Source organism: Comamonas guangdongensis (assembly GCF_041079535.1).
In the GTDB taxonomy this organism is placed as follows: Bacteria; Pseudomonadota; Gammaproteobacteria; order Burkholderiales; family Burkholderiaceae_C; genus Comamonas; species Comamonas guangdongensis.
In genome coordinates this window covers 43726-64405 of record NZ_JBFYGN010000025.1, presented here as the reverse complement: position 1 = coordinate 64405, position 20680 = coordinate 43726, and the positions used below count along the sequence as shown (strand labels likewise).

The 20680-nt window shown below is 61.3% G+C and carries 19 protein-coding genes and 1 tRNA gene; 3 read left to right on the top strand and 17 right to left on the bottom strand.

What is annotated here, in order from left to right; genetic code table 11:
* Positions 1-256: 256 nt before the first annotated feature.
* From AB6724_RS18155 to aceA, 11 genes are all read right to left on the bottom strand, one after another.
* The gene (locus tag AB6724_RS18155; protein WP_369339932.1) at positions 257-469 is read right to left on the bottom strand and encodes a hypothetical protein; all 213 of its coding nucleotides are present in this window, start codon (positions 467-469) and stop codon (positions 257-259) included.
* A 266-nt stretch (positions 470-735) separates the two neighbouring features.
* Positions 736-812, bottom strand: a tRNA-Pro gene (locus AB6724_RS18150).
* A gap of 30 nt (positions 813-842) precedes the next feature.
* On the bottom strand, positions 843-1295 hold the full coding sequence (locus tag AB6724_RS18145) for a MerR family transcriptional regulator (RefSeq protein ID WP_369339942.1): 453 nt from the start codon (positions 1293-1295) through the stop codon (positions 843-845).
* A 160-nt stretch (positions 1296-1455) separates the two neighbouring features.
* Positions 1456-1782: an integration host factor subunit alpha gene (locus AB6724_RS18140; RefSeq protein ID WP_099736473.1), complete on the bottom strand. Its 327-nt coding sequence runs from the start codon at positions 1780-1782 to the stop codon at positions 1456-1458.
* A 29-nt stretch (positions 1783-1811) separates the two neighbouring features.
* On the bottom strand, positions 1812-4265 hold the full coding sequence (gene pheT, locus AB6724_RS18135) for a phenylalanine--tRNA ligase subunit beta (protein ID WP_369339931.1): 2454 nt from the start codon (positions 4263-4265) through the stop codon (positions 1812-1814).
* Between the two features lie 164 nt (positions 4266-4429).
* Positions 4430-5482, bottom strand: a complete 1053-nt coding sequence (gene pheS, locus AB6724_RS18130; RefSeq protein ID WP_369339930.1) for a phenylalanine--tRNA ligase subunit alpha — start codon at positions 5480-5482, stop codon at positions 4430-4432.
* A 115-nt stretch (positions 5483-5597) separates the two neighbouring features.
* On the bottom strand, positions 5598-5957 hold the full coding sequence (rplT, locus tag AB6724_RS18125) for a 50S ribosomal protein L20 (protein WP_184710706.1): 360 nt from the start codon (positions 5955-5957) through the stop codon (positions 5598-5600).
* Positions 5958-5983: 26 nt separating this feature from the next.
* A complete protein-coding gene (gene rpmI / locus AB6724_RS18120) occupies positions 5984-6187 on the bottom strand; it encodes a 50S ribosomal protein L35 (protein ID WP_369339929.1) in 204 nt (67 codons plus the stop codon).
* Between the two features lie 196 nt (positions 6188-6383).
* The gene (gene infC / locus AB6724_RS18115) at positions 6384-7013 is read right to left on the bottom strand and encodes a translation initiation factor IF-3 (protein WP_369339928.1); all 630 of its coding nucleotides are present in this window, start codon (positions 7011-7013) and stop codon (positions 6384-6386) included.
* Between the two features lie 82 nt (positions 7014-7095).
* The gene (gene thrS, locus AB6724_RS18110; protein ID WP_369339927.1) at positions 7096-9015 is read right to left on the bottom strand and encodes a threonine--tRNA ligase; all 1920 of its coding nucleotides are present in this window, start codon (positions 9013-9015) and stop codon (positions 7096-7098) included.
* 325 nt (positions 9016-9340) lie between these two features.
* Positions 9341-10672, bottom strand: a complete 1332-nt coding sequence (gene aceA / locus AB6724_RS18105) for an isocitrate lyase (protein WP_369339926.1) — start codon at positions 10670-10672, stop codon at positions 9341-9343.
* 458 nt (positions 10673-11130) lie between these two features.
* Between aceA and AB6724_RS18100 the strand changes: the two genes are divergently transcribed.
* A complete protein-coding gene (locus AB6724_RS18100) occupies positions 11131-12048 on the top strand; it encodes a DMT family transporter (RefSeq protein ID WP_369339925.1) in 918 nt (305 codons plus the stop codon).
* Between the two features lie 10 nt (positions 12049-12058).
* Here the strand turns inward: AB6724_RS18100 and rraA are convergent, their stop codons facing one another.
* Positions 12059-12574, bottom strand: a complete 516-nt coding sequence (rraA, locus tag AB6724_RS18095; protein ID WP_369339924.1) for a ribonuclease E activity regulator RraA — start codon at positions 12572-12574, stop codon at positions 12059-12061.
* Positions 12575-12856: 282 nt separating this feature from the next.
* Here rraA and AB6724_RS18090 point away from each other — a divergent pair, with 282 nt between their 5' ends.
* Positions 12857-13162: an SWIB/MDM2 domain-containing protein gene (locus AB6724_RS18090; RefSeq protein WP_369339923.1), complete on the top strand. Its 306-nt coding sequence runs from the start codon at positions 12857-12859 to the stop codon at positions 13160-13162.
* Positions 13163-13251: 89 nt separating this feature from the next.
* Here AB6724_RS18090 and AB6724_RS18085 read toward each other — a convergent pair whose 3' ends face one another.
* From AB6724_RS18085 to AB6724_RS18065, 5 genes are all read right to left on the bottom strand, one after another.
* Positions 13252-14643: a sulfite reductase subunit alpha gene (locus tag AB6724_RS18085; protein ID WP_369339922.1), complete on the bottom strand. Its 1392-nt coding sequence runs from the start codon at positions 14641-14643 to the stop codon at positions 13252-13254.
* The gene (locus AB6724_RS18080; RefSeq protein ID WP_369339921.1) at positions 14640-15737 is read right to left on the bottom strand and encodes an FAD:protein FMN transferase; all 1098 of its coding nucleotides are present in this window, start codon (positions 15735-15737) and stop codon (positions 14640-14642) included. Before AB6724_RS18080 ends, AB6724_RS18085 begins: the two co-directional genes overlap by 4 nt.
* 66 nt (positions 15738-15803) lie before the next feature.
* Positions 15804-16604 carry a DUF4198 domain-containing protein gene (locus tag AB6724_RS18075; RefSeq protein WP_369339920.1) on the bottom strand — a complete coding sequence of 267 codons (801 nt, stop codon included), beginning with the start codon at positions 16602-16604 and terminating at the stop codon, positions 15804-15806.
* 133 nt (positions 16605-16737) lie between these two features.
* Entirely contained in the window at positions 16738-17259 is a 522-nt protein-coding gene (locus tag AB6724_RS18070; protein WP_369339919.1) for a DUF2271 domain-containing protein, read from the bottom strand.
* A gap of 24 nt (positions 17260-17283) precedes the next feature.
* Positions 17284-17934 (bottom strand): PepSY-associated TM helix domain-containing protein, encoded by a 651-nt coding sequence (locus AB6724_RS18065; RefSeq protein WP_369339918.1) that lies wholly within the window; start codon positions 17932-17934, stop codon positions 17284-17286.
* A 448-nt stretch (positions 17935-18382) separates the two neighbouring features.
* Here AB6724_RS18065 and AB6724_RS18060 point away from each other — a divergent pair, with 448 nt between their 5' ends.
* A complete protein-coding gene (locus tag AB6724_RS18060; protein WP_369339941.1) occupies positions 18383-20590 on the top strand; it encodes a TonB-dependent receptor in 2208 nt (735 codons plus the stop codon).
* The last annotated feature ends 90 nt before the right edge of the window (positions 20591-20680 follow it).

The window sequence follows — 20680 nt, the reverse complement described above, 5'->3', positions numbered from 1 at the left end:
CGACTTGAATCAATAAGATATCAAGAACACTTGGCAGCCACAGTGCCTGGAAATTGGCACGCTAGGACCGCCGCGGGGTCACAGTCGCAACGCTGGAGCAGACAGGCTGTAAAGCAGGACAGGCTAGATACAGCTCATTTGGAGATTTTCCTTTCCGCAGGGGCAAGGCGGAGCCTCCGGTTTCCGGCCGGTGTTCTTTACGCATAACCTTGCATATGAAACCGTGCGTTGATGGCCAGATCTCCTTGCACGGCCATCAAACAATCGGTTTCATGTGCAAATTTATCACATTCATTGCGAATAAATGTTTCAAAAAAAATGTCAAACAATCTGGCAAAACATTCGCAAAAACAGCCTCTACTTGCTGCATATCAAATGCGTGCGCAACCCCAACGACTGCAGCAAGCACGTACTTGGCGGCATCTGTTCCCGGGCGCGCAAATCGCAGCATCGGATCGTTCAGCAGCATTCAATTCCCATCCAGGAATCGCACTTTAGCCAGCCTTGAGCCGCGCTTTTCTACCTAGCACTTGGTTTCAAATGCATGACTGCCATTCATGGCCAATCAAGATGGCTGTATTTCCGCAATTGCGGCTCAGCGATATGGAAGTGTTCTGGCGACAGATACTGAAACCATGCAAGCCACCTAGCGACTGCGCACTTGGCCCAAATGCCGACAACTGCATCCGAAAAGAAAAAGGGTTCCTAGCTCAAAGCTAGGAACCCTTGTCTATATGGTCGGAATGGCGGGATTCGAACTCGCGACCCCTTGCACCCCATGCAAGTGCGCTACCAGGCTGCGCTACATTCCGAAGAATTGAATTATATACAGTTTTTTGAGCCTACAGGGAAAGCAGCGCTCGAATCTGCAAAAGTTCCTCCTTGACCTCATCGGCGCCCAAAGCCGGAACCTGTCTGGACGGCACGGCAGCCAGCATCTGGGTGAGCAAATGCTCCTGCGCCCGGACCTCCTCGGGCACGGCTGTTGCAAGCTGCGCCGACACCACCGCGGACAGCTCGGCTCCGGCCTTGCCCGGCGACACCTGCTCGCGCAGGCGGTTGCGTGCACCGCTGATGGTGAAGCCCTGCTCATAAAGAAGCTCGCGAATGCGCCGCACCATCAGCACCTCGTGGTGCTGGTAGTAGCGACGGTTGCCGCGGCGCTTCATGGGTTTGAGCTGAGCGAATTCCTGCTCCCAATAGCGCAGCACATGCGGCTTGACGTCGCACAGTTCCGCCACCTCACCGATGGTGAAATAGCGTTTGGCAGGAATCGCTGGCAAATGTGAAACCATGGCTGGGCTGCAAGCAGACGGTGCTGGTTTGAGATGGGGAAGTTGTGCAATATAGCGCGAAGAGCTGACCAAACCCTGCACCATTCCTGGCTCAAGACCTGTCAGCTCCTCGATTGTGCAATACCCGGGCGCGCCGGGCATCAGGCATCACGCCAATGGCTTAGAACTCGGAGCTTTCGCCCTGAATCAGCTCCTTGAGCTTGCTGCTCGCATGGAAAGTAACCACGCGGCGCGCGGCTATCGGAATCAGCTCGCCCGTGCGCGGATTGCGGCCGGGGCGAGGCGCCTTGGTGCGAATCTGGAAGTTGCCGAAGCCCGAGAGCTTGACGTCTTCGCCTTCCACCAGCTTTTGCGAGATCAGGTCGAAAAATGCATCCACCATATCCTTGGCTTCGCGCTTGTTCAAGCCGATCTCATCAAACAGCAGATCGGCCAGCTGCGCCTTGGTCAGCGCCGGGCTGTCGATGCTTTCTACGGCAAGCTCCATGGGTCGATCTCCTTGGGGGTTGAACATGATCAACGCAGGCGGGCCGCCACACGCTCTTGCAGCTGCGCCAGCACCGCTTGCACGGCCTGCTCGATCTGCGTGTCGGCCAGGCTGCCTTCGTCGCTCATCAGCGTCAAGCGCACGGCCAGGCTCTTCTCGTCCTGGGCCAGACTGCCGGCAGCGGCTTCCTCGCCGGCCTTGAGCTTCTTGGGGCGGAACACGTCGAACAGCGCGGCATTGCGCAGAATGCCGCCCGTCTGAGCGGCGTGGACGGCCTCCATGAGCTGGGCATGGGTCACGGCTTCCTTGACCACCACGGCGATGTCGCGCTCCACGGCCTGGTGCTTGGCCACGGGCTTGAACACCGCCACATTGCGGGCCAGCACGGCGTCGAGTTCCAGCTCGAACATGACGGGCGCTTGTGCCAGATCCCATTCCTGGCGCCACTTGGGATGCAGCTCGCCGACAAAGCCTATGGGCTTGCCGTTCAGCAGCACGCACGCGCAGCGGCCGGGGTGCATGGCCGGATGCTCGGCGGGCTCGAACACGGGCTTGAGCGGCGCCAGCAGCGCTTCCACATCGCCCTTGACGTCGTAGAAGTCCACCTTGGCCTCGACCTTGCCCCATTGCAGCTGGTCGGCTGCACCATAGGCGAGACCGGCCACGCGCATGGGCTGGTAAAAGCCCTTGACGGTGGTGTCGGAGTCGACGACCGAGTCATCCTTGAAGAACACGCGGCCCAGCTCGAACACGCGCACGCGCTGGGCCTTGCGGTCCACGTTGAACTTGAGCACCTGCAGCAGCGAGCCCAGCAGCGACGAGCGCATCACGCTCAGATGGCTGGCAATCGGATTGAGCAGCTTGATGGCGTTGGCATTGCCGGCCAGCTCCTGCTCCCACTTCTCTTCGACAAAGCTGAAGTTGATGGTTTCCTGATAGCCCAGGGCCGCGAGTTCGCGACGCACGGCGAACGGGCTGCGCTGGTTCTCGGCGCGCAGCTTGGGTGCGATGGGCGCTAGCGGCTTGGTGGTCGGCAGGTTTTCGTAGCCGGTCATGCGGGCCACTTCCTCGATCAGATCTTCTTCCAGATTGATATCGAAGCGGAAGGTTGGCGCGGTGACCGAAATGACCCCCTCGGATGCCACAGTGGCAGGCAGGCCCAGGCCGTTCAGGGCATCCAGGCATTGCTGCTGGGTCACGGCCATGCCGATCACCTTGGCGGCACGCGCCACGCGCAGCTGCACCGTCTTGGGCTCCGGCATATTGGGCCGATGGTCGTCCATGGCGCCGACCTGGGTCTCGGGCGTGCCGCAGATCTCCAGCACCAGCGCGGTGATGCGCTCGATGTGCTCGACCGTGTGCTCGGGGTCCACACCGCGCTCGAAGCGATGGCCGGCATCGGTCGAGAAGTTGAAGTGGCGCGAGCGGCCGGCCACGGCCTTGGGCCACCAGAAGGCGGCCTCGATGTAGATATTCTTGGTGTCGTCTGACACGGCCGTGGCGTCGCCGCCCATGATGCCGGCCAGGGACTCGACTTCCTTGTCATCGGCGATCACGCCGACCTTGATGAAGTCGTCGATCTTGATGGTGTTGCCGTTGAGCAGCTTGAGCGTTTCGCCCTCCTTGCCCCAGCGCACGTTCAGGCCGCCATGGATCTTGTCCAGATCGAAGATATGGCTGGGACGGCCCAGCTCGAACATCACATAGTTGGAGATGTCCACCAGCGGCGAGACGCCGCGCTGACCGCAACGCGCCAGACGATCCAGCATCCACTGCGGCGTCTTCACCTGGGTGTTGACATTGCGCACGATGCGGCCCGAGAAGCGGCCGCACAGGTCGGCGGCCTCGATCTTGACGGGCAGCTTGTCCTGGGTGGCGACGGCGGCAACGGGGAAGGACAGCGCCTTCAGCGGAGCACCGGTCAGCGCCGACAGCTCGCGCGCCACGCCGTAAACGCTCAGGCAGTGCGCGAGATTGGGCGTGAGCTTGAGCGTGAACAGCGTGTCGTCCAGGTTCAGGTACTCACGCACGCTCTGGCCCAGGGGCGCATCGGCGGGGAATTCCAGCAGGCCGCTGGCGTCTTCGTCAATGCCCAGCTCCTTGGCCGAGCACAGCATGCCAAAGCTCTGCACGCCGCGCAGCTTGCCGATCTTGATCTTGAAGGGCTTGCCGTCTTCGCCCGGGGGCAGCTCGGCGCCCACGGTGGCGCAGGGAATGCGGATGCCCACGCGCGCATTGGGCGCGCCGCAGACGATGTTCAGCAGCTCGGGGCCGCCCACGTCGACCTGGCAGATGCGCAGGCGGTCGGCGTCGGGGTGCTGCACGGCTTCCTTGATTTCACCGACCACGATGCCGGTGAAGGGAGGCGCCACAGGATCCAGCTCTTCCACTTCCAGACCGGCCATGGTCAGGGTGTCGGCCAGCTCTTGGGTGGTCAGATTGGGGTTGCAGTATTCGCGCAACCAGGATTCAGGAAATTGCATAGTCAGACTCTTTGGCGTTCATGCCAGCTGCACCTTGCAGGTCTGCAACTGGCTGGGCATGCGTACTTTCAAAAGAAGAGCTGTTAGCGCTTGATCTATAGTAACTTCAGCATCAAAACCATCTGAAGTGTTTGAAACACAAGCGCTGGCAGCTCACTTTTTCATTACTGGAACTGCGACAGGAAACGGATATCGCCGTCGAAGAACAGGCGCAGGTCGTTCACGCCATAACGCAGCATGGTCAGGCGGTCGGGGCCCATGCCAAAAGCAAAGCCGATGTATTTCTCGGGATCCAGGCCCATGTTGCGCACCACATTGGGGTGCACCTGGCCGGAACCCGCCACTTCCAGCCAGCGGCCGGCCAACGGGCCGCTCTGGAACTGGATGTCGATCTCGGCCGAAGGCTCGGTGAACGGGAAGAAGCTGGGACGGAAGCGCAGCACCAGGTCATCCTGCTCGAAGAAGGTCTTGCAGAAGTCGGTGAACACGACCTTCAGATCCTTGAAGCTCACGTTCTCGCCGATCCACAGGCCTTCGCACTGGTGGAACATGGGCGAGTGGGTGGCATCCGAGTCCACACGGTAGGTGCGGCCCGGGGCAATCACTCGGATCTCGGGCATGGTCTGGCCGGCGTCGAGCTGATTGCGGTAATTCTTCACATGCTGCACCGCATGGCGCACCTGCATGGGGCTGGTGTGCGTGCGCAGCAGATTGGGCGCATGCTGCGTGCCGCCTTCCACGTAGAAGGTGTCGTGCATGGAGCGCGCGGGATGGTCTTCGGGTGTGTTCAGCGCCGTGAAGTTGAACCAGTCGGATTCGATCTCGGGGCCCTGGGCCACTTCAAAGCCCATGGAGCCAAAAATGCCCTCGATGCGCTCCAGCGTCAGCGACACGGGGTGTAGGCCGCCAGCGCCACGGCTGCGGCCGGGCAGGGTCACATCCAGCACTTCGGCCTTCAGATGGGCCTCCAGCTCGGCATCGGCCAGGGCCTTGCGGCGGGCGGTCAGAGCCGCTTCGATAGCCTGCTTGGCCACATTGATGGCAGCGCCGCGCGATTTTTTCTCTTCGACGGAAAGCTGCGCCATGCCCTTCATGAGCTCGGTCATCTTGCCCGACTTGCCCAGAAACTGCGCCTTGGCATTTTCCAGATCGGCGGGGGTGTGGGCTTGCGCAAACAGCTGCTGCGCGCTCTCGACCAGAGAATCCAACTCGTTCATATCGACTCTTTATCGAATCTTAAAAATAAACAAGGGCTAGCGCCTTTTCAAGCCCTAGCCCTTGCTGTGTGTGCACCAGCAGCTACTGAATCAAGAGTAACTACCGATCGTGACCTTAGGCAGCCAGCTTGGCCTTGACTTGGTCGACGATAGCTGCAAAAGCAGCCTTGTCGTGCACGGCGATATCGGCCAGCATCTTGCGGTCGATTTCGATGGCAGCCTTCTTCAGGCCATTGGCGAATTGGCTGTAGGTCAGGCCCAGTTCACGTGCAGCAGCATTGATACGGGCGATCCACAGCTGGCGGAACACGCGCTTCTTGTTGCGACGGTCACGGTAGGCATACTGACCAGCCTTCATTACCGCTTGCTTGGCAACGCGGAAGACGTTACCACGGCGACCACGGAAACCCTTAGCAAGGGCCAGAACTTTTTTGTGACGGGCGCGAGCCGTTACACCACGTTTGACGCGAGGCATGTGTTTTCTCCTAGTTCGTCAGTGAATTACAGGCCCATGCCGGGCAGCATTTGTGCCATGTGACCCATGTTGGTCTCATGCACAGCAACTGCACCACGCAGATGGCGCTTGTTCTTGGTGGTCTTCTTGGTCAAGATGTGACGCTTGAAGGCTTGACCGCGCTTGACGGTACCACCGGGACGAACGCGAAAACGCTTCTTCGCGCTGCTCTTGGTCTTCATTTTGGGCATGTGAAGCTCCTGTTGAATTTGTGCTCGCAAGGCGGCGTGCAAACCTGCACGCACTTCGCTGGCCTCCGAGGCACTTGTGCATCAACCCGGCCTGGACCGGATCAACGTCTTGCAGGCAAGCCTGCAAAATTCTTTCCCTGCCGCACAAAACAAAAGTGGGCCAAGCCCACTTCTGCCTGCAAAGGCAAAACCGCAATTATGCCTTATCTGCGACCGCAGGTGCTGCAGCGGCGTTGTCGCCCTGCACTTTGGCACCAGCGGCGGGCTTCTTGCCCGCACGCGCCGGCGCAATCATCATGATCATCTGGCGGCCTTCCAGCTTGGGGAACTGCTCGACCTGAATGGTGTCTGCCAGATCGTCGCGCAGACGGTTCAGCAGATCCAGACCCAGTTGCTGGTGCGTGATTTCACGGCCGCGGAAACGCAGCGTGATCTTGCACTTGTCGCCCTCCGCCAGGAAACGGCGGATATTGCGCAGCTTGACGTTGTAATCGCCATCGTCCGTACCAGGGCGGAATTTCACTTCCTTGATTTCGATGACGGTCTGCTTGGCCTTGGCTTCGGCAGCCTTCTTCTGTTCCTGGTACTTGAACTTGCCGTAATCCATCAGACGGCAAACCGGGGGCACGGCGGTGGCCGCAATTTCCACCAGGTCGACGTCCAGCTCGCCGGCCATGCGCAGCGCTTCTTGCAGCGGCACGATGCCCAGAGGCTCGTTCTCGGGACCAGACAGACGCACTTCAGGCGCCATGATTTCTCGGTTCAGTCGATGCTTGCGCTCTTCACGGTGGCGCCGATCGCGAAATTCAGTAGCTATGGTTTTCACCCTTGGATTGAAATGGCTACAACAGCGTAGCCGGCTACGCGTTCAGTGCACGCGGGCCGGCCAGCCACAAAACTTATTTGTATCAGACCTTGGCCGCGATGTCATTGGCGAGCAAATCGATGAATGCATCAACCGACATCACACCGAGGTCTTTGTTACCCCGGGCGCGCACTGCAACCGCACCAGCGGCCTTCTCCTTGTCGCCCGCGACGAGGATGTAAGGCAGCTTCTGCATGGAATGCTCGCGTATTTTATACGTAATCTTTTCGTTGCGCAGATCAGTCGCCACCCTAAGGCTTTGATTCGGCAATGCTTTTTGCAGCTTTTGCGCAACTTCCTGAACGTAGTCGGCCTGAGCGTCGGTGATGTTGAGCACCGCGGCCTGCACCGGAGCCAGCCAGGCGGGCAGCGCGCCCGAGTGGTGCTCGATCAGAATGCCGATGAAGCGCTCCAGCGATCCCAGAATCGCGCGGTGCAGCATGATGGGGCGATGGCGCTCGCCGTCCTCGCCCACGTATTCAGCGTCCAGGCGCTCGGGCAGATTCGGGTCGACCTGAATCGTGCCGCACTGCCATTCGCGGCCCAGGGCATCCTTCAAGGTGTACTCGATCTTGGGGCCGTAGAAGGCCCCCTCGCCGGGCAGATACTCGAACTCGCAGCCCGAGGCGCGCAGACCTTCGGCCAGCGCGTTCTCGGCCTTGTCCCAGGCCTCGTCGGTGCCGATGCGCTTTTCGGGGCGGGTGGACAGGCGATACAGGATGTTGGTGAAACCGAAATCCGCGTAGACCTTCTGCAGCAGCGAAGTGAAGGCCGTCACTTCGGCCTGGATCTGGTCCTCGGTACAGAAGATGTGGCCGTCGTCCTGCGTGAAGGCACGCACGCGCATGATGCCGTGCAGCGAGCCCGTGGGTTCGTTGCGGTGGCAGTTGCCGAACTCGCCAAAACGCAGCGGCAGCTCGCGGTAGCTCTTGATGCCCTGCTTGAAGATGATGATGTGGCCCGGGCAGTTCATGGGCTTCAAGGCATATTCACGCTTCTCCGACTCGGTCGTGAACATGTTTTCGCGGTACTTGTCCCAGTGGCCGGTCTTCTCCCACAGACCCTTGTCCAGGATCTGCGGCGCCTTGACTTCCTGGTAGCCGTTGTCCTGATAGACCTTGCGCATGTACTGCTCGACCTGCTGCCAGATGGACCAGCCCTTGGGATGCCAGAACACGGTGCCGGGCGAATGCTCGTCGATATGGAACAGATCCAGCTCTCGACCCAGCTTGCGGTGGTCGCGCTTTTCGGCTTCTTCCAGGCGGAACAGATAGTCCTTGAGCTCATCCTTGGTCGCCCAGGCGGTGCCATAGATGCGCTGCAGCATCTCGTTGCGGTGGTCGCCACGCCAGTAGGCGCCGGCCACCTTCATGAGCTTGAAGTGCTTGAGCTTGCCGGTGCTGGGCACGTGGGGGCCGCGGCACAGGTCTTCGAAAGCGCCTTCACGATACAGGCTCACATCCTCGTTGCTGGGGATGGAGGCGATGATCTCGGCCTTGTAGTTCTCGCCCAGGCCCTTGAAGTACTGCACGGCCTCGTCGCGCGGCAGCACACGGCGCACCACCTGCTCGTCCTTGTTGGCCAGCTCGGTCATCTTCTTTTCGATGGCCGCCAGGTCCTCGGGCGTGAACGGGCGCTTGTACGAGAAGTCGTAGTAGAAGCCGTTCTCGATCACGGGACCGATGGTGACCTGGGCTTCGGGGAACAGCTCCTTGACAGCATAGGCCAGCAGGTGGGCGGTCGAGTGGCGGATCACCTCCAGGCCGTCGGCATCCTTGGCCGTGACGATGGACAGCGGCGAATCCTGCTCGATCACAAAGCTGGTGTCCACCACCTTGCCATCGATCTTGCCGGCCAGCGCGGCCTTGGCCAGACCCGAGCCAATCGAAGCCGCAACTTCGGCCACCGAAACCGGGCCCGGATATTCGCGCTTGGAGCCGTCGGGGAGCGTGATGTTGATCATGAAATTCCTTGTCAAACCAAATTTGTGTGGGCGAAAGCCAGCGCCAGAGCTTTGGAGTTGCCTGAAAGCAAAAAGCGCGGAACCAGTCCGCGCTTCGATGAGGGTGTAGAGGAATCCCGAGCAGGCGCGAACCGCCAGCTGCCGTCAGCAGCTGAAGTACATCTCCGATGTAGTTCGCGGTGTCATAACCGTTGATGCCTTTCTCGCCCTTGTGAATTGAAATCGGGTCTATTCTAACCCGGCAACAAAAAAACGCCCGAGACTTTCGTCCCGGGCGCATAACCCCACTTTTTACTACCTAGACAGATTCACGATTCATTGCGAATCAATGGAACTGCTCTTCCTCGGTGGAACCGGTCAGAGCCTTGACGCTGGACGAGCCGCCCTGGATCACGGTGGTCACATCGTCGAAGTAGCCCGCACCCACTTCCTGCTGGTGCGACACAAAGGTGTAGCCCTTGTCACGTGCCGCAAATTCGGGCTCCTGGATCATTTCCACGTAGTGCTTCATGCCCTCGCCGCGAGCGTACTCGTGGGCGAACTTGAAGGTGTTGTACCAGTTGCTGTGGATGCCGGCCAGGGTGATGAACTGGAACTTGTAGCCCAGTGCAGACAGATCTTCCTGGAAGGAAGCGATCTGGCTGTCGTTGAGGTTCTTCTTCCAGTTGAACGAGGGCGAGCAGTTGTAGCTCAGCAGCTTGCCTGGGCAGGCAGCATGCACGGCCTGGGCGAATTCACGCGCAAAGCCGATATCGGGCACGCCGGTTTCGCACCACACCAGGTCGGCATAGGGAGCGTAGGCCACGCCGCGGCTGATGGATTGCTCCAGACCGTTCTTGACACGGTAGAACCCTTCCTGCGTACGCTCGCCGGTCAGGAACGGGATGTCGTTCTCGTCGTGATTGCTGGTGATCAGATTGGCCGCCTCGGCATCGGTACGGGCCAGCACAATGGTGGGCACGCCCATCACGTCGGCTGCAAAACGAGCGGCAATCAGTTTCTCGACCGCTTCGCGGGTAGGGACCAACACCTTGCCGCCCATGTGGCCGCACTTCTTGACAGCAGCCAGCTGGTCTTCAAAGTGCACGCCGGCAGCGCCAGCCTGGATCATGTTCTTCATCAGCTCGAAAGCGTTGAGCACGCCGCCGAAGCCGGCTTCCGCATCGGCCACGATGGGCAGGAAGTAGTCGATGAACTCCTTGTCGCCGGGGTTGACGCCCTTGCCCCACTGGATTTCGTCGGCGCGCTTGAAGGTGTTGTTGATGCGGCGCACCATGGTGGGTACCGAGTCATAGGCGTATAGCGACTGATCGGGGTACATGGTCTCGGAAGTGTTGCCGTCGGCAGCGACCTGCCAGCCCGACAGATACACGGCTTCCAGGCCGGCCTTGGCCTGCTGCATGGCCTGGCCCGCAGAGATGGCACCGAAGGCGTTCACATAGCCCTTTTTCGAGCTGCCGTTGATCTTGTCCCACAGCACTTCGGCTCCGCGCTGGGCCAAGGTGTACTCGGGCTGCAGGCTGCCGCGCAGACGCACCACATCGGCGGCGCTGTAGCCACGCTTGACGCTCTTCCAACGAGGGTTCTGTGCCCAGTCCTTTTCGAGGGCGGCGATTTGCTGTTCACGGCTCAGTTGCTGGGTCAGGGATTGGGGCATGGTGCACTCCTTAACGGTTGAAACAAGATGGTTTGGGGTTCGCCCTTGGGATCAACTGTACGGCGACGGCAGCCTCACAAGCAGTCTTATGTCTTATAAAAGACTAAAAATTTAAACCAATAAAAACAATAACTTATTTTTTGTTTTCACAATAAGAAAATCAATTTCTCATATCGAGAAATATTGCGGCGGTGCAACATTCAAAAATTTCACCATGCAAAAACAGATTTCCACGCAATGAAAATCCCGCGGTTTGCGGCCTTGCAGTCCTCGCAAGCTCCAGATGCAGTAGTCCGGATACGGCTCGGCACCGGCTTGCAGAGGCTGCCGGGAGCCGCGATTGCAGACCCCATCGCGGCGGCTTTGACGCAAGCACAACACCTGCTATCCCTGTGACGCGCCGGCCGGCCCGGCCAGACGCTATGCTTGGCGGCGCCATCCGCCCTCCAAGACCTGCCATGACCCTAATCAGCCGCCCTATTGCCTATCTCTGTCTGGGGTTGAGCATGTCCCTGGTCGGCAGCTATGTGGCACTGTCCAAGCCGCTGGCCACCGCCTTTCCCGTCATGCTGCTGGCCTGGCTGCGCTTCGGCATTGGCGCCGTGGCCATGCTGGGCTGGCTCAAACGCCCGGCCGGCGAGGCACCGCTGTCGCGCCAGACCAGGCTGCTGCTGTTTCTGGAGTCCTTTCTGGGCAACTTTCTCTTCACGCTGTGCATGATCAGCGGCGTGTCCATGACCAGCGCCGTCACGGCCGGGGTGACCATGGCCGCCATTCCCGCAGCCATCGCCATCATGAGCTGGCTGTTTCTGCATGAAACCGTTGCCAGGCGTACGTGGATCGCGATTGTTCTCGCGGTCGCCGGCATCAGCCTCAATGCCCTCAGCGCCGAGAGCCAAGCGGCCTCGTCAGAAGCCGCCCAGCACTCGCTGCTGGGTCAGTTGCTGCTGCTGGCCGCCGTGCTGTGCGAAGCCTCGTATGCCGTCATCGGCAAGCGGCTCACCGCCAGCGTCAGCCCCAAGCGCATCACGGCACTGATCAACCTCTGGGGCTTCACGCTGTCCACGCCCGCCGGGCTGTACCTGGCCTGGAGTTTCGACTTTGCCCGGGTCTCTGCGCCGATCTGGGGGTTGCTGCTGTTTTATGCGCTGGCCGCCTGCATGTGGACGGTCTGGCTGTGGATGACGGGGCTGCGGGTCGTGGCAGCCTCACAGGCCGGCATCTTCACCGTGCTGCTGCCCGTCAGCGCAGCACTGGTGGGCTTGCTGGCCCTGGGCGAACGCATAGGCAGCATGCAGTTTCTGGCCTTTGGCATCGCCCTGGCCAGCGTGCTCATCGCCACCTGGCCTCAGCGTTGGTCAGGACCGCGCGGATAGAGCCAGACCTTCAGCCCAGCAAATTGCGACGGCCGAGCACCACGCCGTCGGCGTCGGCATACAGCCAGTCGCCGACGCGCACCGGCACGCCGGCGATCTGCACCGGCACATCCCGCAAGCCCTGACCCTGCTTGAGCGTGGGCATGGGGTTCAGCGCCAGCGCATACAGGCCCACGGATACGGCCTGGAGTTCCGCGACATCGCGCACGCAGCCATAGACCAGCACCCCGGCCCAGCCATTCCTGGCCGCAGACGCCGCCACATTGCCTCCGACCAGTGCGCGGCGCAGCGAGCCGCCACCATCGACGACCAGTACCCGGCCCCGGCCTGGCTCCGCCAGCGCCGCGCGCACCAGGCTGTTGTCGTCCAGGCATTGCACCGTCGAAACCTCGCCCGCAAACCGGTCCTGGCCGCCAAAGCTGTGGAACATGGGCGGCAGGACTCTGAAATCGCCGCTGACGTCATCGAGATGGGCGTCGCACAGGTCACAGGTGCTGAATGCGATGGCGGTTTCCGGCTGATTCACGAGGGTCTCCAGAGGTGATTGATGTGCCCGCCATCTTGCCTCGGACACTCCGCGGCCGGCGACACGAGTGAGCGGCTTGTCTCAAACAGCATCTTTTTCACAACACTCTCTGGAGCAAACCCCTAAAAAAACGTGCCAACTGGCCTCAACACAACAAATCAAGGCAAAAAAACGCTCCACTAGCTTGGAAGAGCGTTTTTTTCCCATTAGCATCAGACAGCCAGTGGATTTCAGCTGTTTTTCGCTGGTGACAAGTCCACTACCAATTAGGAAATAAGCAATATGGCAACTGCAAAGAAGGCAACCGCTGCAGCTCCCGCAGCAGCTCCCGCGAAGAAGCGCACTCCCAACGCAGCCTTCATGAAACCCCTGACCCCCAGCCCCGCACTGGCTGCCGTGGTTGGCGCGGCGCCCCTGCCTCGCACCGAAATCATCAGCAAGCTGTGGGTCTACATCAAGGCCAACAAGCTGCAAGACGCTGCCAACAAGCGCATGATCAACGCCGATGCCAAGCTCAAGGAAGTCTTCGGCAAGCCCCAAGTCTCCATGTTCGAGATGGCCGGCCTGATCGGTAAGCACGTCAAGTAAGCTCAGGCTTGCTGATCAAAAAAAGCTGGCTCAGGCCAGCTTTTTTGCATTGCCGCAGGCGCGCAGACGCTTCAACGCGTCCTGCGGCATCAATACACGTCGCGCCTGTAGCGGCCCGCGGCCAACAATTCCTCCACCATGGCCGGGCCCAGAATCGCCTGCAGCGCCAGATGCACGCCCTGGCCCATGCCGCTGCGGCTGCCGCAGACATAGATGGCCGCCCCCCGCTCCACCCAGCGCTTGACCTCGTCGGCATGGCTGCGCAGCAGATCCTGCACATAGCGCGGCCCCTGGGCCTGGCGCGACCAGGCCAGATCCAGCCGTTCCAGCTGCCCCTGCTGCCGCCAGGCCTGCAGCTTGTCGGCGCACAAAGCATCATGCTGAGGGTTGCGCTCGCCAAAAACCAGCCACTGATCGCTGCGCCCCTGCTGCACGCGCGCCTTGATGTGGCTGAGCAGGCCCGCCAGGCCCGAGCCATTGCCGATCAGCATCAGCGGCCGCTCGGCGTTGTCACCTAGCCTGAAGCTGCTGTGCGCGCGCAGCGTCAGCGGCAGCGCAGTGCCAATCTCCATGCCGCGGCACAGCCAGTCGGAAGCCAGCCCCGGCGAGCCGTCCTCGCGCGTGCTCTGGCGCACCAGCAGCTGCAGACAGCCCTCCGCCGTGACGGAGGCGATGGAATAGTCGCGCGGCCGGTCCGCAGCCGCGGGCACGCATAGCGAGACCAGGTCGCCAGACTGCCACTGCGGCAGTTCGCCTGCCTGCGGAGTCCATTCCAGCAGATACAGCGGACCGCCCTCGCTGCCGGGGTTGAGCAAGTGGCGCCGGCTCAGCACAAAAGGCTGGCCGACCGGCGTCTGCAGCCAATCGCTCTCCTGCGCCGCAGCACCCCGCAGATCCTGGCGCAGCCGCTCCACCTGGGCCTGCCATGCCTGCAGGCTCTGGGGGTTCATGTTGTCGACACAGATCAGCTCGCTGTGCGCCCCGCAGGCCTGCAGCCAGGCATGCACCGCCACGCCAAAAGCGCAAAACTGCTCATATTCATGATCGCCAAGCGCCAGCACCAGGCTTTTATGCCCTGCCAAGCCGGTTTGCTTGGGCAGCAGCTGCTGCACAAAGCCCAGCGCATGGTCGGGAGCGTCGCCCTCCCCCGTAGTGGACAGCAGCCACAGGCTGTGAACATGCTGCTGCAGCACGGCCGGGGTCAGCTTGTCCACGGGCAGCAGCCGCACCTGCAGGCCGCCGTCCACCAGCATCCTGGCGGTGGCGCGGGCCAGCGCCTCGGCCTGACCGGTCTGGCTCGCATAGACCACCAGCACCGCAGGCGCCTGGGCTCGGCCCTGTGGCTCCGCATTCTCGGCCTCCTCGGCCCTGCGCCGCCTGCGCACTTTGGCGGCCACGGCCAGGCACATGGCCGCATAGCCCCCCAGCAAAGCCGCGGCGCCCGAAAGGCGCCCGGGCGTCAAAATCCATTCCACTGTCATGTCTCGAATCGCTTGATCCAGGCAGGTGTTCTGATCACCTGCGCTTGTGCTCCCGGCTCGGCATGGGCGCTCAGCAAGGCCGCGATCCCATGCCGGCACGCAAAATCCAGACCCTGCTGCGGCCCCAGCACCGTGAGCACGGTGGCCAGCGCATCGGCATGCATGCATTCCTCATGGAACACCGTGACGCTGCTCAGCCCATGCGTCACGGGCCGTCCCGTGCGCGGGTCCAGCGTATGCGAATAGCGCCGGCCATCGACACTGAAGCGGTGCCAGCGGTCGCCCGAGGTCGCAAACGCGCCGTCGACTAGAGCCAGCACCGGCGGCTGTTCATGGGCCTGCATGCCAGAGCCCAGCTGCACCCGCCAAGGCTGGGCATCGGGCCGCCGGCCCCAGGCGCGCAGCTCGCCGCCAATCTCGAAAAGACCGGCGCTCCAGCCGGAACTCTGCAGCCGCTGCACCGCCCAGTCCACGGCAAAGCCCTTGGCAATGCCGCACAGGTCCAGCTCCAGCCCGCCGGGCTGCAGCAGCCGCCGGGTCCGGGCATCCCAGTTCAGCAGGCGATGGCCGCTGCTCCTGAGCAGCCGCTCGATCTCCGGCTCCGGCGGGATCTGTGCCTTATGCGGCTCCAGCGGATTCTGGCGCGGACCAAAGCCCCAGAGCGAGACCAGCGCCCCCATGCTCGGATCCATGGCGGCACCGGAAAGCCTGGCCCAGTGCAGGGCCGCTTCCAGAACATGGGCGAACTCCGCAGGCAACACCTGGGACTGGCCGGCTTCCGAACGATTGAAGCGGGTGATCAGGGAATCCGCCTCCCAGTTGCTCATCTGGGCGATGACCTCGTCCAGCACCTGCTGCACCAGCGCTTGCGCGGGTTCCGCGGACAGATACTCGGGGTTGGCCAGGCTCAGCGACCAGGAGGTGCCCATGGTCCGGCCGGACAGGCGGTGAATGCGGCCGTCCTGCCGCTGCTGCAGGGCCGCGGGCTTCCAGTGCCGGATGCCGAAATTCGCGGGCACGGCATGGCCGGGCGCTGCGGATAAGGGCAGTTGCCGCAGGCTGGCGCTAAAGCGTACGCGTGGAGTGCTGGTCATGACTGTAGAGGCCCAAAAGGCCACGCGCCCGGTACGGGCGCGTGGTTTGGCGGCCGGCCCCAAGGCTTAGGGCAGAACCTCCAGCGTGGCGGTGTAGCTCAGGTGACGCTCCTTGGCCTGAGCCACACTGGTCTTGGCATCCCTGGCGTCGGCATTCAGCCAGAACAGGCCCGGACGCGGGAATTTGATCTTGAGCTGACCCTTGGCATCGGTCTTGAGTTTCATGGCATCGGTGCCGTCACGATAGCGGATGCCGTCGGCCACCAGTTCGACCTCCAGGCCCGCCGCGGGCTTGCCGTCGATCAGGAAATCAAAGACCGCCTCTTCGCTGGCCACCAGGTCGTTGGGGTGGGTCACGGGCTTGAGCTCCAGACCCTTGCCGCTCAGCGCAATCGCCGATGGCTTGCCCAGGGAGACAAAGGTCTCCATGCGGCGCAGGTTTTCGGAAATGTTCACCTCCTTGGCACCGGCGGGAATCTGCTTGAGCACCTCCTCCGCGGAGCCGCGCAGGCGCTTGGGCTGGCCGCCCGCATCCTTGTAGCTGCCCATCACACCGGTCATCAGCATGGTGACGCGGTAGGTGCCGGCCTGCTCGGGCTTGAAGTCGAACACGCTGCGCAGCTCGCCCTTGGCCACATTCTTCATATCCACGGCCGAGCCGTCGGGAGCGCTCACCTTCACGCCCTCCAGCCCCAGCGGACGGTGGTTGAAGAAGAACACATCGTTGGACACGGCGGCATCCACCGTCACCCAGTCGGACTTGGACAGCACGGTGCTGGAGGGCTTGAACCAGAGGTCATGCGCCTGCGCGCCGAGGGTTGCCAGGGCCAGGGTTGCGGCGACGAGAGCACGGGTTTTGAACTTCATATCGGGTCCTAGAAAACAGAAAGGGTGACAAATCCGAAGGCGAGGCCCAGGCCAGGAACACCGAGCAAGAGCCGCCTCGCAGCGAGGGTGTTGTCCCCCCAGGGGGAAGCGGCAAAGCCGCACAGGGGGTGGTTTAAGGCTTGAGGTCCAGCTTGATGGCGCCCAGCTCGGACTTGCCGCTGGCGCTCAGGCTGGCGGCCTCCTTGGCGGGCCATTCAAACGGAATGGACACCAGTTCGCGGCCGCCGACTTCGCGCGCGGCCTCCACCATCAGCTTGTACTGGCCCGGCGCCAGCTGCGGCAGCGGGTTGCGGCCTTCGGCAAAAGACAGGGCGTGAGCACCCGCCGGCTTGGTGGGCTGGGTCACGCCGTCGATGGGAAAGCTCAGCTCCCGTCCCGTGCGGCGCCACCACTGACGCATGTCCTTGAGCCACTTCGTGCCTTCGGCGTCGCGCTTCTTGAGGTCGTACCAGACCGACAGATTGGCGGCCACGCTGCCGTCGGCCTTCTCCAGCCAGACAGCGACATAGGGCTTGTGATATTCGGCCACCTGCAGCTGGAGCACGGTCACCGTCACATTCATGCCGCCGGCGATCGCCGGCAGGCCCACCACGGCGCTCAGCGCCACCGAGGTCTTGAAAATCCTCTTCGCCATTTCTCTTCCTTCACAAAATTCCGCTCAGTGCACCAGCAGCAGCACCAGCAGGGCCGGCAGCACCAGGCCCAGACCCACCATGGGCCAGGTCATGGGCCGGCGCTGGGCATGCATCTTCAGGATCAGCAGGCCCGTGATGCAGAACACCAGGCAGCCGATGGCAAACACATCGATGAACAGGCTCCAGGCTCCGCCCGTGTTGCGCCCCTTGTGCAAATCGTTGAGGTAGGAAATCCAGCCCCGGTCCGTCTTTTCATATTCGACCAAGCCGTCCTTCAAACCCAGGCGCAGCCAGGCATCGCCGCCCGGGCGCGGCATGGCCACATAGGCTTCGTCATCGCTCCATTCCACGGCAAAGCCTCGGGTACCGACCTTGAGCTGCCGGCCCACCCAGTCCTGCACGTCAGCGGGCAGAGGTACTCCTTCTTTGCTAGCAGCCTGCGCTTGTTGTTTCTGGGCTGCCTGCAGTTTTTCAAGCAAATCGTCGGGCAGTTGCGCATCGCGCGACTCCACCCGGGGCTTGGCTTCGATCTGCCCCGCATGGTTGAGCGTGAAGCCGGTCAGAGCAAACAGCAGCATGCCGATCAGGCAGATGGCTGAGCTGATCCAGTGCCATTCATGCAATTTTTTGAGCCAGTACGCTCTTTGGGGCGCGTTGGAAGAAGCCGCAGTCATTGAGAACCTTAGGAGAGGCGCGCTCGCACCCTCTTGAAAACATCTGCGCCGCAGGGACGGCGGTCGCCGGGAGCGGCGACAAAGCAGCCGGGATTCTAGTTGCCGGCCATGTTAAATGCATATCACTTTTATTTACTTTACTTCAGCGCAACAAACCGAGACCTTGCCGCCACCGCAAGAAAGCCTCATCCAGCAATGGTTTTGCGCTCTCATTCGTGAAACAAGCCGGTGAATGTTGCCGCAGAGCAACATAAATCCATGCATGCGCTGCAATTCCGTAATTGTATCGAGAATCATTATCAATATCACCTAGAATTCGATCGCTGACTGAAGTTAACCGCGTCTTTCATTTGTAAGAAACATGTCCAACAATCCTCTGACTCCAACTGATTCCAATGGCTTGCACTGCGAACTCAAGCAGATCGTGATTGCGGCAGGCCTGTGCCTGATGAGCGCCGGCGCCTTTGCCCAAGAGACCACACTCTCCACCGTGCAGGTGGAAGCCACGGCGGACAATCCGTTGAAGGCGGAAACGACATCTCAGGGCAAGTTCACCGCTCCTCTGATCGACACTCCAAAGACGGTCAATGTCATCCCTCAAGAGGTGATTCAGCAAACCGGTAGCACGACGCTGGTCGATGCGTTGCGCCTGAGTCCTGGCATCACCTTCGGCTCCGGCGAAGGCGGCAACCCCACCGGCGATCGCCCCTTCATTCGCGGCAATGATGCGCAGGGCAGCATTTACGTCGACGGCGTGCGCGATATCGCTGCAGGTTCGCGCGAAATGTTCAACATCGAGTCCGTGGAAGTCATCAAGGGTGCGGACTCGGCTTATGGCGGTCGCGGTGGTGCAGGCGGCTCCATCAATATGACAACCAAGACTGCGAAGAAGGAAAATTTCTTCAACGCAGATCTGAGCGTGGGCAATGCTGATTACAAGCGCGGCACTGTTGATCTGAACCGTGTGATCAACGACACCACAGCCATCCGTTTGAACGCCATGGCGCACGACGCCGAGATTCCTGGACGCGATGGCCCCAAAAACAAGCGCTGGGGTATTGCGCCTACCGTCACGTTTGGCCTGGGTACCCCCGACCAGCTGACTCTGAGCTACCAGCACATCAGCAGCGACAATATTCCTGATGGCGGCATCCCTTATTACTACAACAAGGCCGTTCTGAATCAGACCAGCGACGTCACGCTGCGCCCGACCAATGGCGGCAACCGCAACAACTGGTACGGTCTCAAAGCGCGCGACAAGTACAAGGAAGACAGCGACCAAGTCAGCGCCACTTACATCCACAAGTTCAGCGACACCAACCAACTGCGCAACACGCTGCGCTGGAGCGGCTCGACGCAGGACTACATCTGGACCCAGCCCGATGACAGCCAGGGCAACACCGCCAACGGCCAAGTCTGGCGTCGCTTCAACTCTCGCTACAGCAAGACTTTCACTCTGCAAAACGCGACCGAGCTGACCGGCAAGACCGAAACCGGCAGCCTCAAGCACAGCTATGCCGTAGGCTTGGAGCTGTCCACGGAGCGCTCCAAGCTAGATAGCTACAGCATGGTGGACGCCAATGGCAAGGCCATCGCCAACACCAACCAGTGCCCCAGCGGTTCGCCCTATATGTGCACCAGCTTGGCCGCACCAAATGGCAATGATCCATGGACAGGCTCCATGGTGCGCAACAACCTGTGGACCAATTACAAGACCGATACCGCATCGGTCTATGCGTTTGACACGGTCACACTGGCCCCTCAGTGGATCTTGAACGGCGGTCTGCGATTTGATCACTACAGCACCAGCGTCATCAACACCGGCGGCACAGAATACAGCCGCAACGACAATCTGCTGAACTACCAACTGGGTCTGGTCTACAAGGTGCAACCCAATGGCAGCATCTATGCCAATGTGGGCTCCTCCTCCACACCAGCCAACAACGGTTTGGGCCAAGGCGCAGATGCAACCCTGGACCCTACCAGCGGCCGCACACCCATCAAGAACGCCGATCTGCTCAAGCCTGAGAAGACCCGTTCTATTGAACTGGGCACCAAGTGGGACCTGCTGGACAAGCGTCTGGGCGTGACCGCTGCGATCTTCCGCAATGAAACCACCAACGCGCGCATTATTGACCCCACAGGCAACACCGCATCCATGGTGGGCAAGAAGACCGTGGACGGCCTTGAGCTGGGCCTGACCGGTCGCGTGACCAAGGAAATCGATGTATTCGCGGGCTATACCTATATGGATAGCACCCAGAACAATATCGGCACAGTGACATCGGGCGCGCTCGCAGGCAAGCCTGTCGCCGGTACCGGTCTCGCCTTCCCCAACACCCCCAAGCACAGCCTGAGCCTGTGGGCCAACTACCGCCCCGACAACAAGCTCTCCATCGGCCTGGGGGCCTTTGCTCAAAGCGAAGCTGTGGGTGGCTACGGCTATACCAACGACGGTCATCTGATCACCCGCGCCATCCCTGGCTACGTGCGGTTTGACGCCATGGTCAGCTACAAGTTCACGCCGAACCTGGCTCTGCAGGTGAATATCCAGAACCTGACCAACAAGGACTATTACGCTTCGACCTACACCACCCACTACGCCACCCCCGGCTATGGTCGTGCAGTGATCGCAACGCTGCAGGCACGCTTCTAAAGAGCGTTTGCTTGTGACGGATCAAGCCCCACGCAACCATTGCGTTGGGGCTTTTTCTTTATCCTTGAGTCCTCCCTCGCTTTGAGGGAG

Bases quoted from the DNA above. Each gene is read 5' to 3' on its own strand.
- AB6724_RS18085 (WP_369339922.1), bottom strand. From the start codon at position 14,643: ATGACAGTGGAATGGATTTTGACGCCCGGGCGCCTTTCGGGCGCCGCG.
- AB6724_RS18070 (WP_369339919.1), bottom strand. From the start codon at position 17,259: ATGGCGAAGAGGATTTTCAAGACCTCGGTGGCGCTGAGCGCCGTGGTG.
- AB6724_RS18075 (WP_369339920.1), bottom strand. From the start codon at position 16,604: ATGAAGTTCAAAACCCGTGCTCTCGTCGCCGCAACCCTGGCCCTGGCA.
- AB6724_RS18065 (WP_369339918.1), bottom strand. From the start codon at position 17,934: ATGACTGCGGCTTCTTCCAACGCGCCCCAAAGAGCGTACTGGCTCAAA.
- pheS (WP_369339930.1), bottom strand. From the start codon at position 5,482: ATGAACGAGTTGGATTCTCTGGTCGAGAGCGCGCAGCAGCTGTTTGCG.
- AB6724_RS18100 (WP_369339925.1), top strand. From the start codon at position 11,131: ATGACCCTAATCAGCCGCCCTATTGCCTATCTCTGTCTGGGGTTGAGC.
- AB6724_RS18140 (WP_099736473.1), bottom strand. From the start codon at position 1,782: ATGGAGCTTGCCGTAGAAAGCATCGACAGCCCGGCGCTGACCAAGGCG.
- pheT (WP_369339931.1), bottom strand. From the start codon at position 4,265: ATGCAATTTCCTGAATCCTGGTTGCGCGAATACTGCAACCCCAATCTG.
- rplT (WP_184710706.1), bottom strand. From the start codon at position 5,957: ATGCCTCGCGTCAAACGTGGTGTAACGGCTCGCGCCCGTCACAAAAAA.
- aceA (WP_369339926.1), bottom strand. From the start codon at position 10,672: ATGCCCCAATCCCTGACCCAGCAACTGAGCCGTGAACAGCAAATCGCC.
- rpmI (WP_369339929.1), bottom strand. From the start codon at position 6,187: ATGCCCAAAATGAAGACCAAGAGCAGCGCGAAGAAGCGTTTTCGCGTT.
- AB6724_RS18080 (WP_369339921.1), bottom strand. From the start codon at position 15,737: ATGACCAGCACTCCACGCGTACGCTTTAGCGCCAGCCTGCGGCAACTG.
- thrS (WP_369339927.1), bottom strand. From the start codon at position 9,015: ATGATCAACATCACGCTCCCCGACGGCTCCAAGCGCGAATATCCGGGC.
- AB6724_RS18145 (WP_369339942.1), bottom strand. From the start codon at position 1,295: ATGGTTTCACATTTGCCAGCGATTCCTGCCAAACGCTATTTCACCATC.
- AB6724_RS18060 (WP_369339941.1), top strand. From the start codon at position 18,383: ATGAGCGCCGGCGCCTTTGCCCAAGAGACCACACTCTCCACCGTGCAG.
- AB6724_RS18155 (WP_369339932.1), bottom strand. From the start codon at position 469: ATGCTGCTGAACGATCCGATGCTGCGATTTGCGCGCCCGGGAACAGAT.
- AB6724_RS18090 (WP_369339923.1), top strand. From the start codon at position 12,857: ATGGCAACTGCAAAGAAGGCAACCGCTGCAGCTCCCGCAGCAGCTCCC.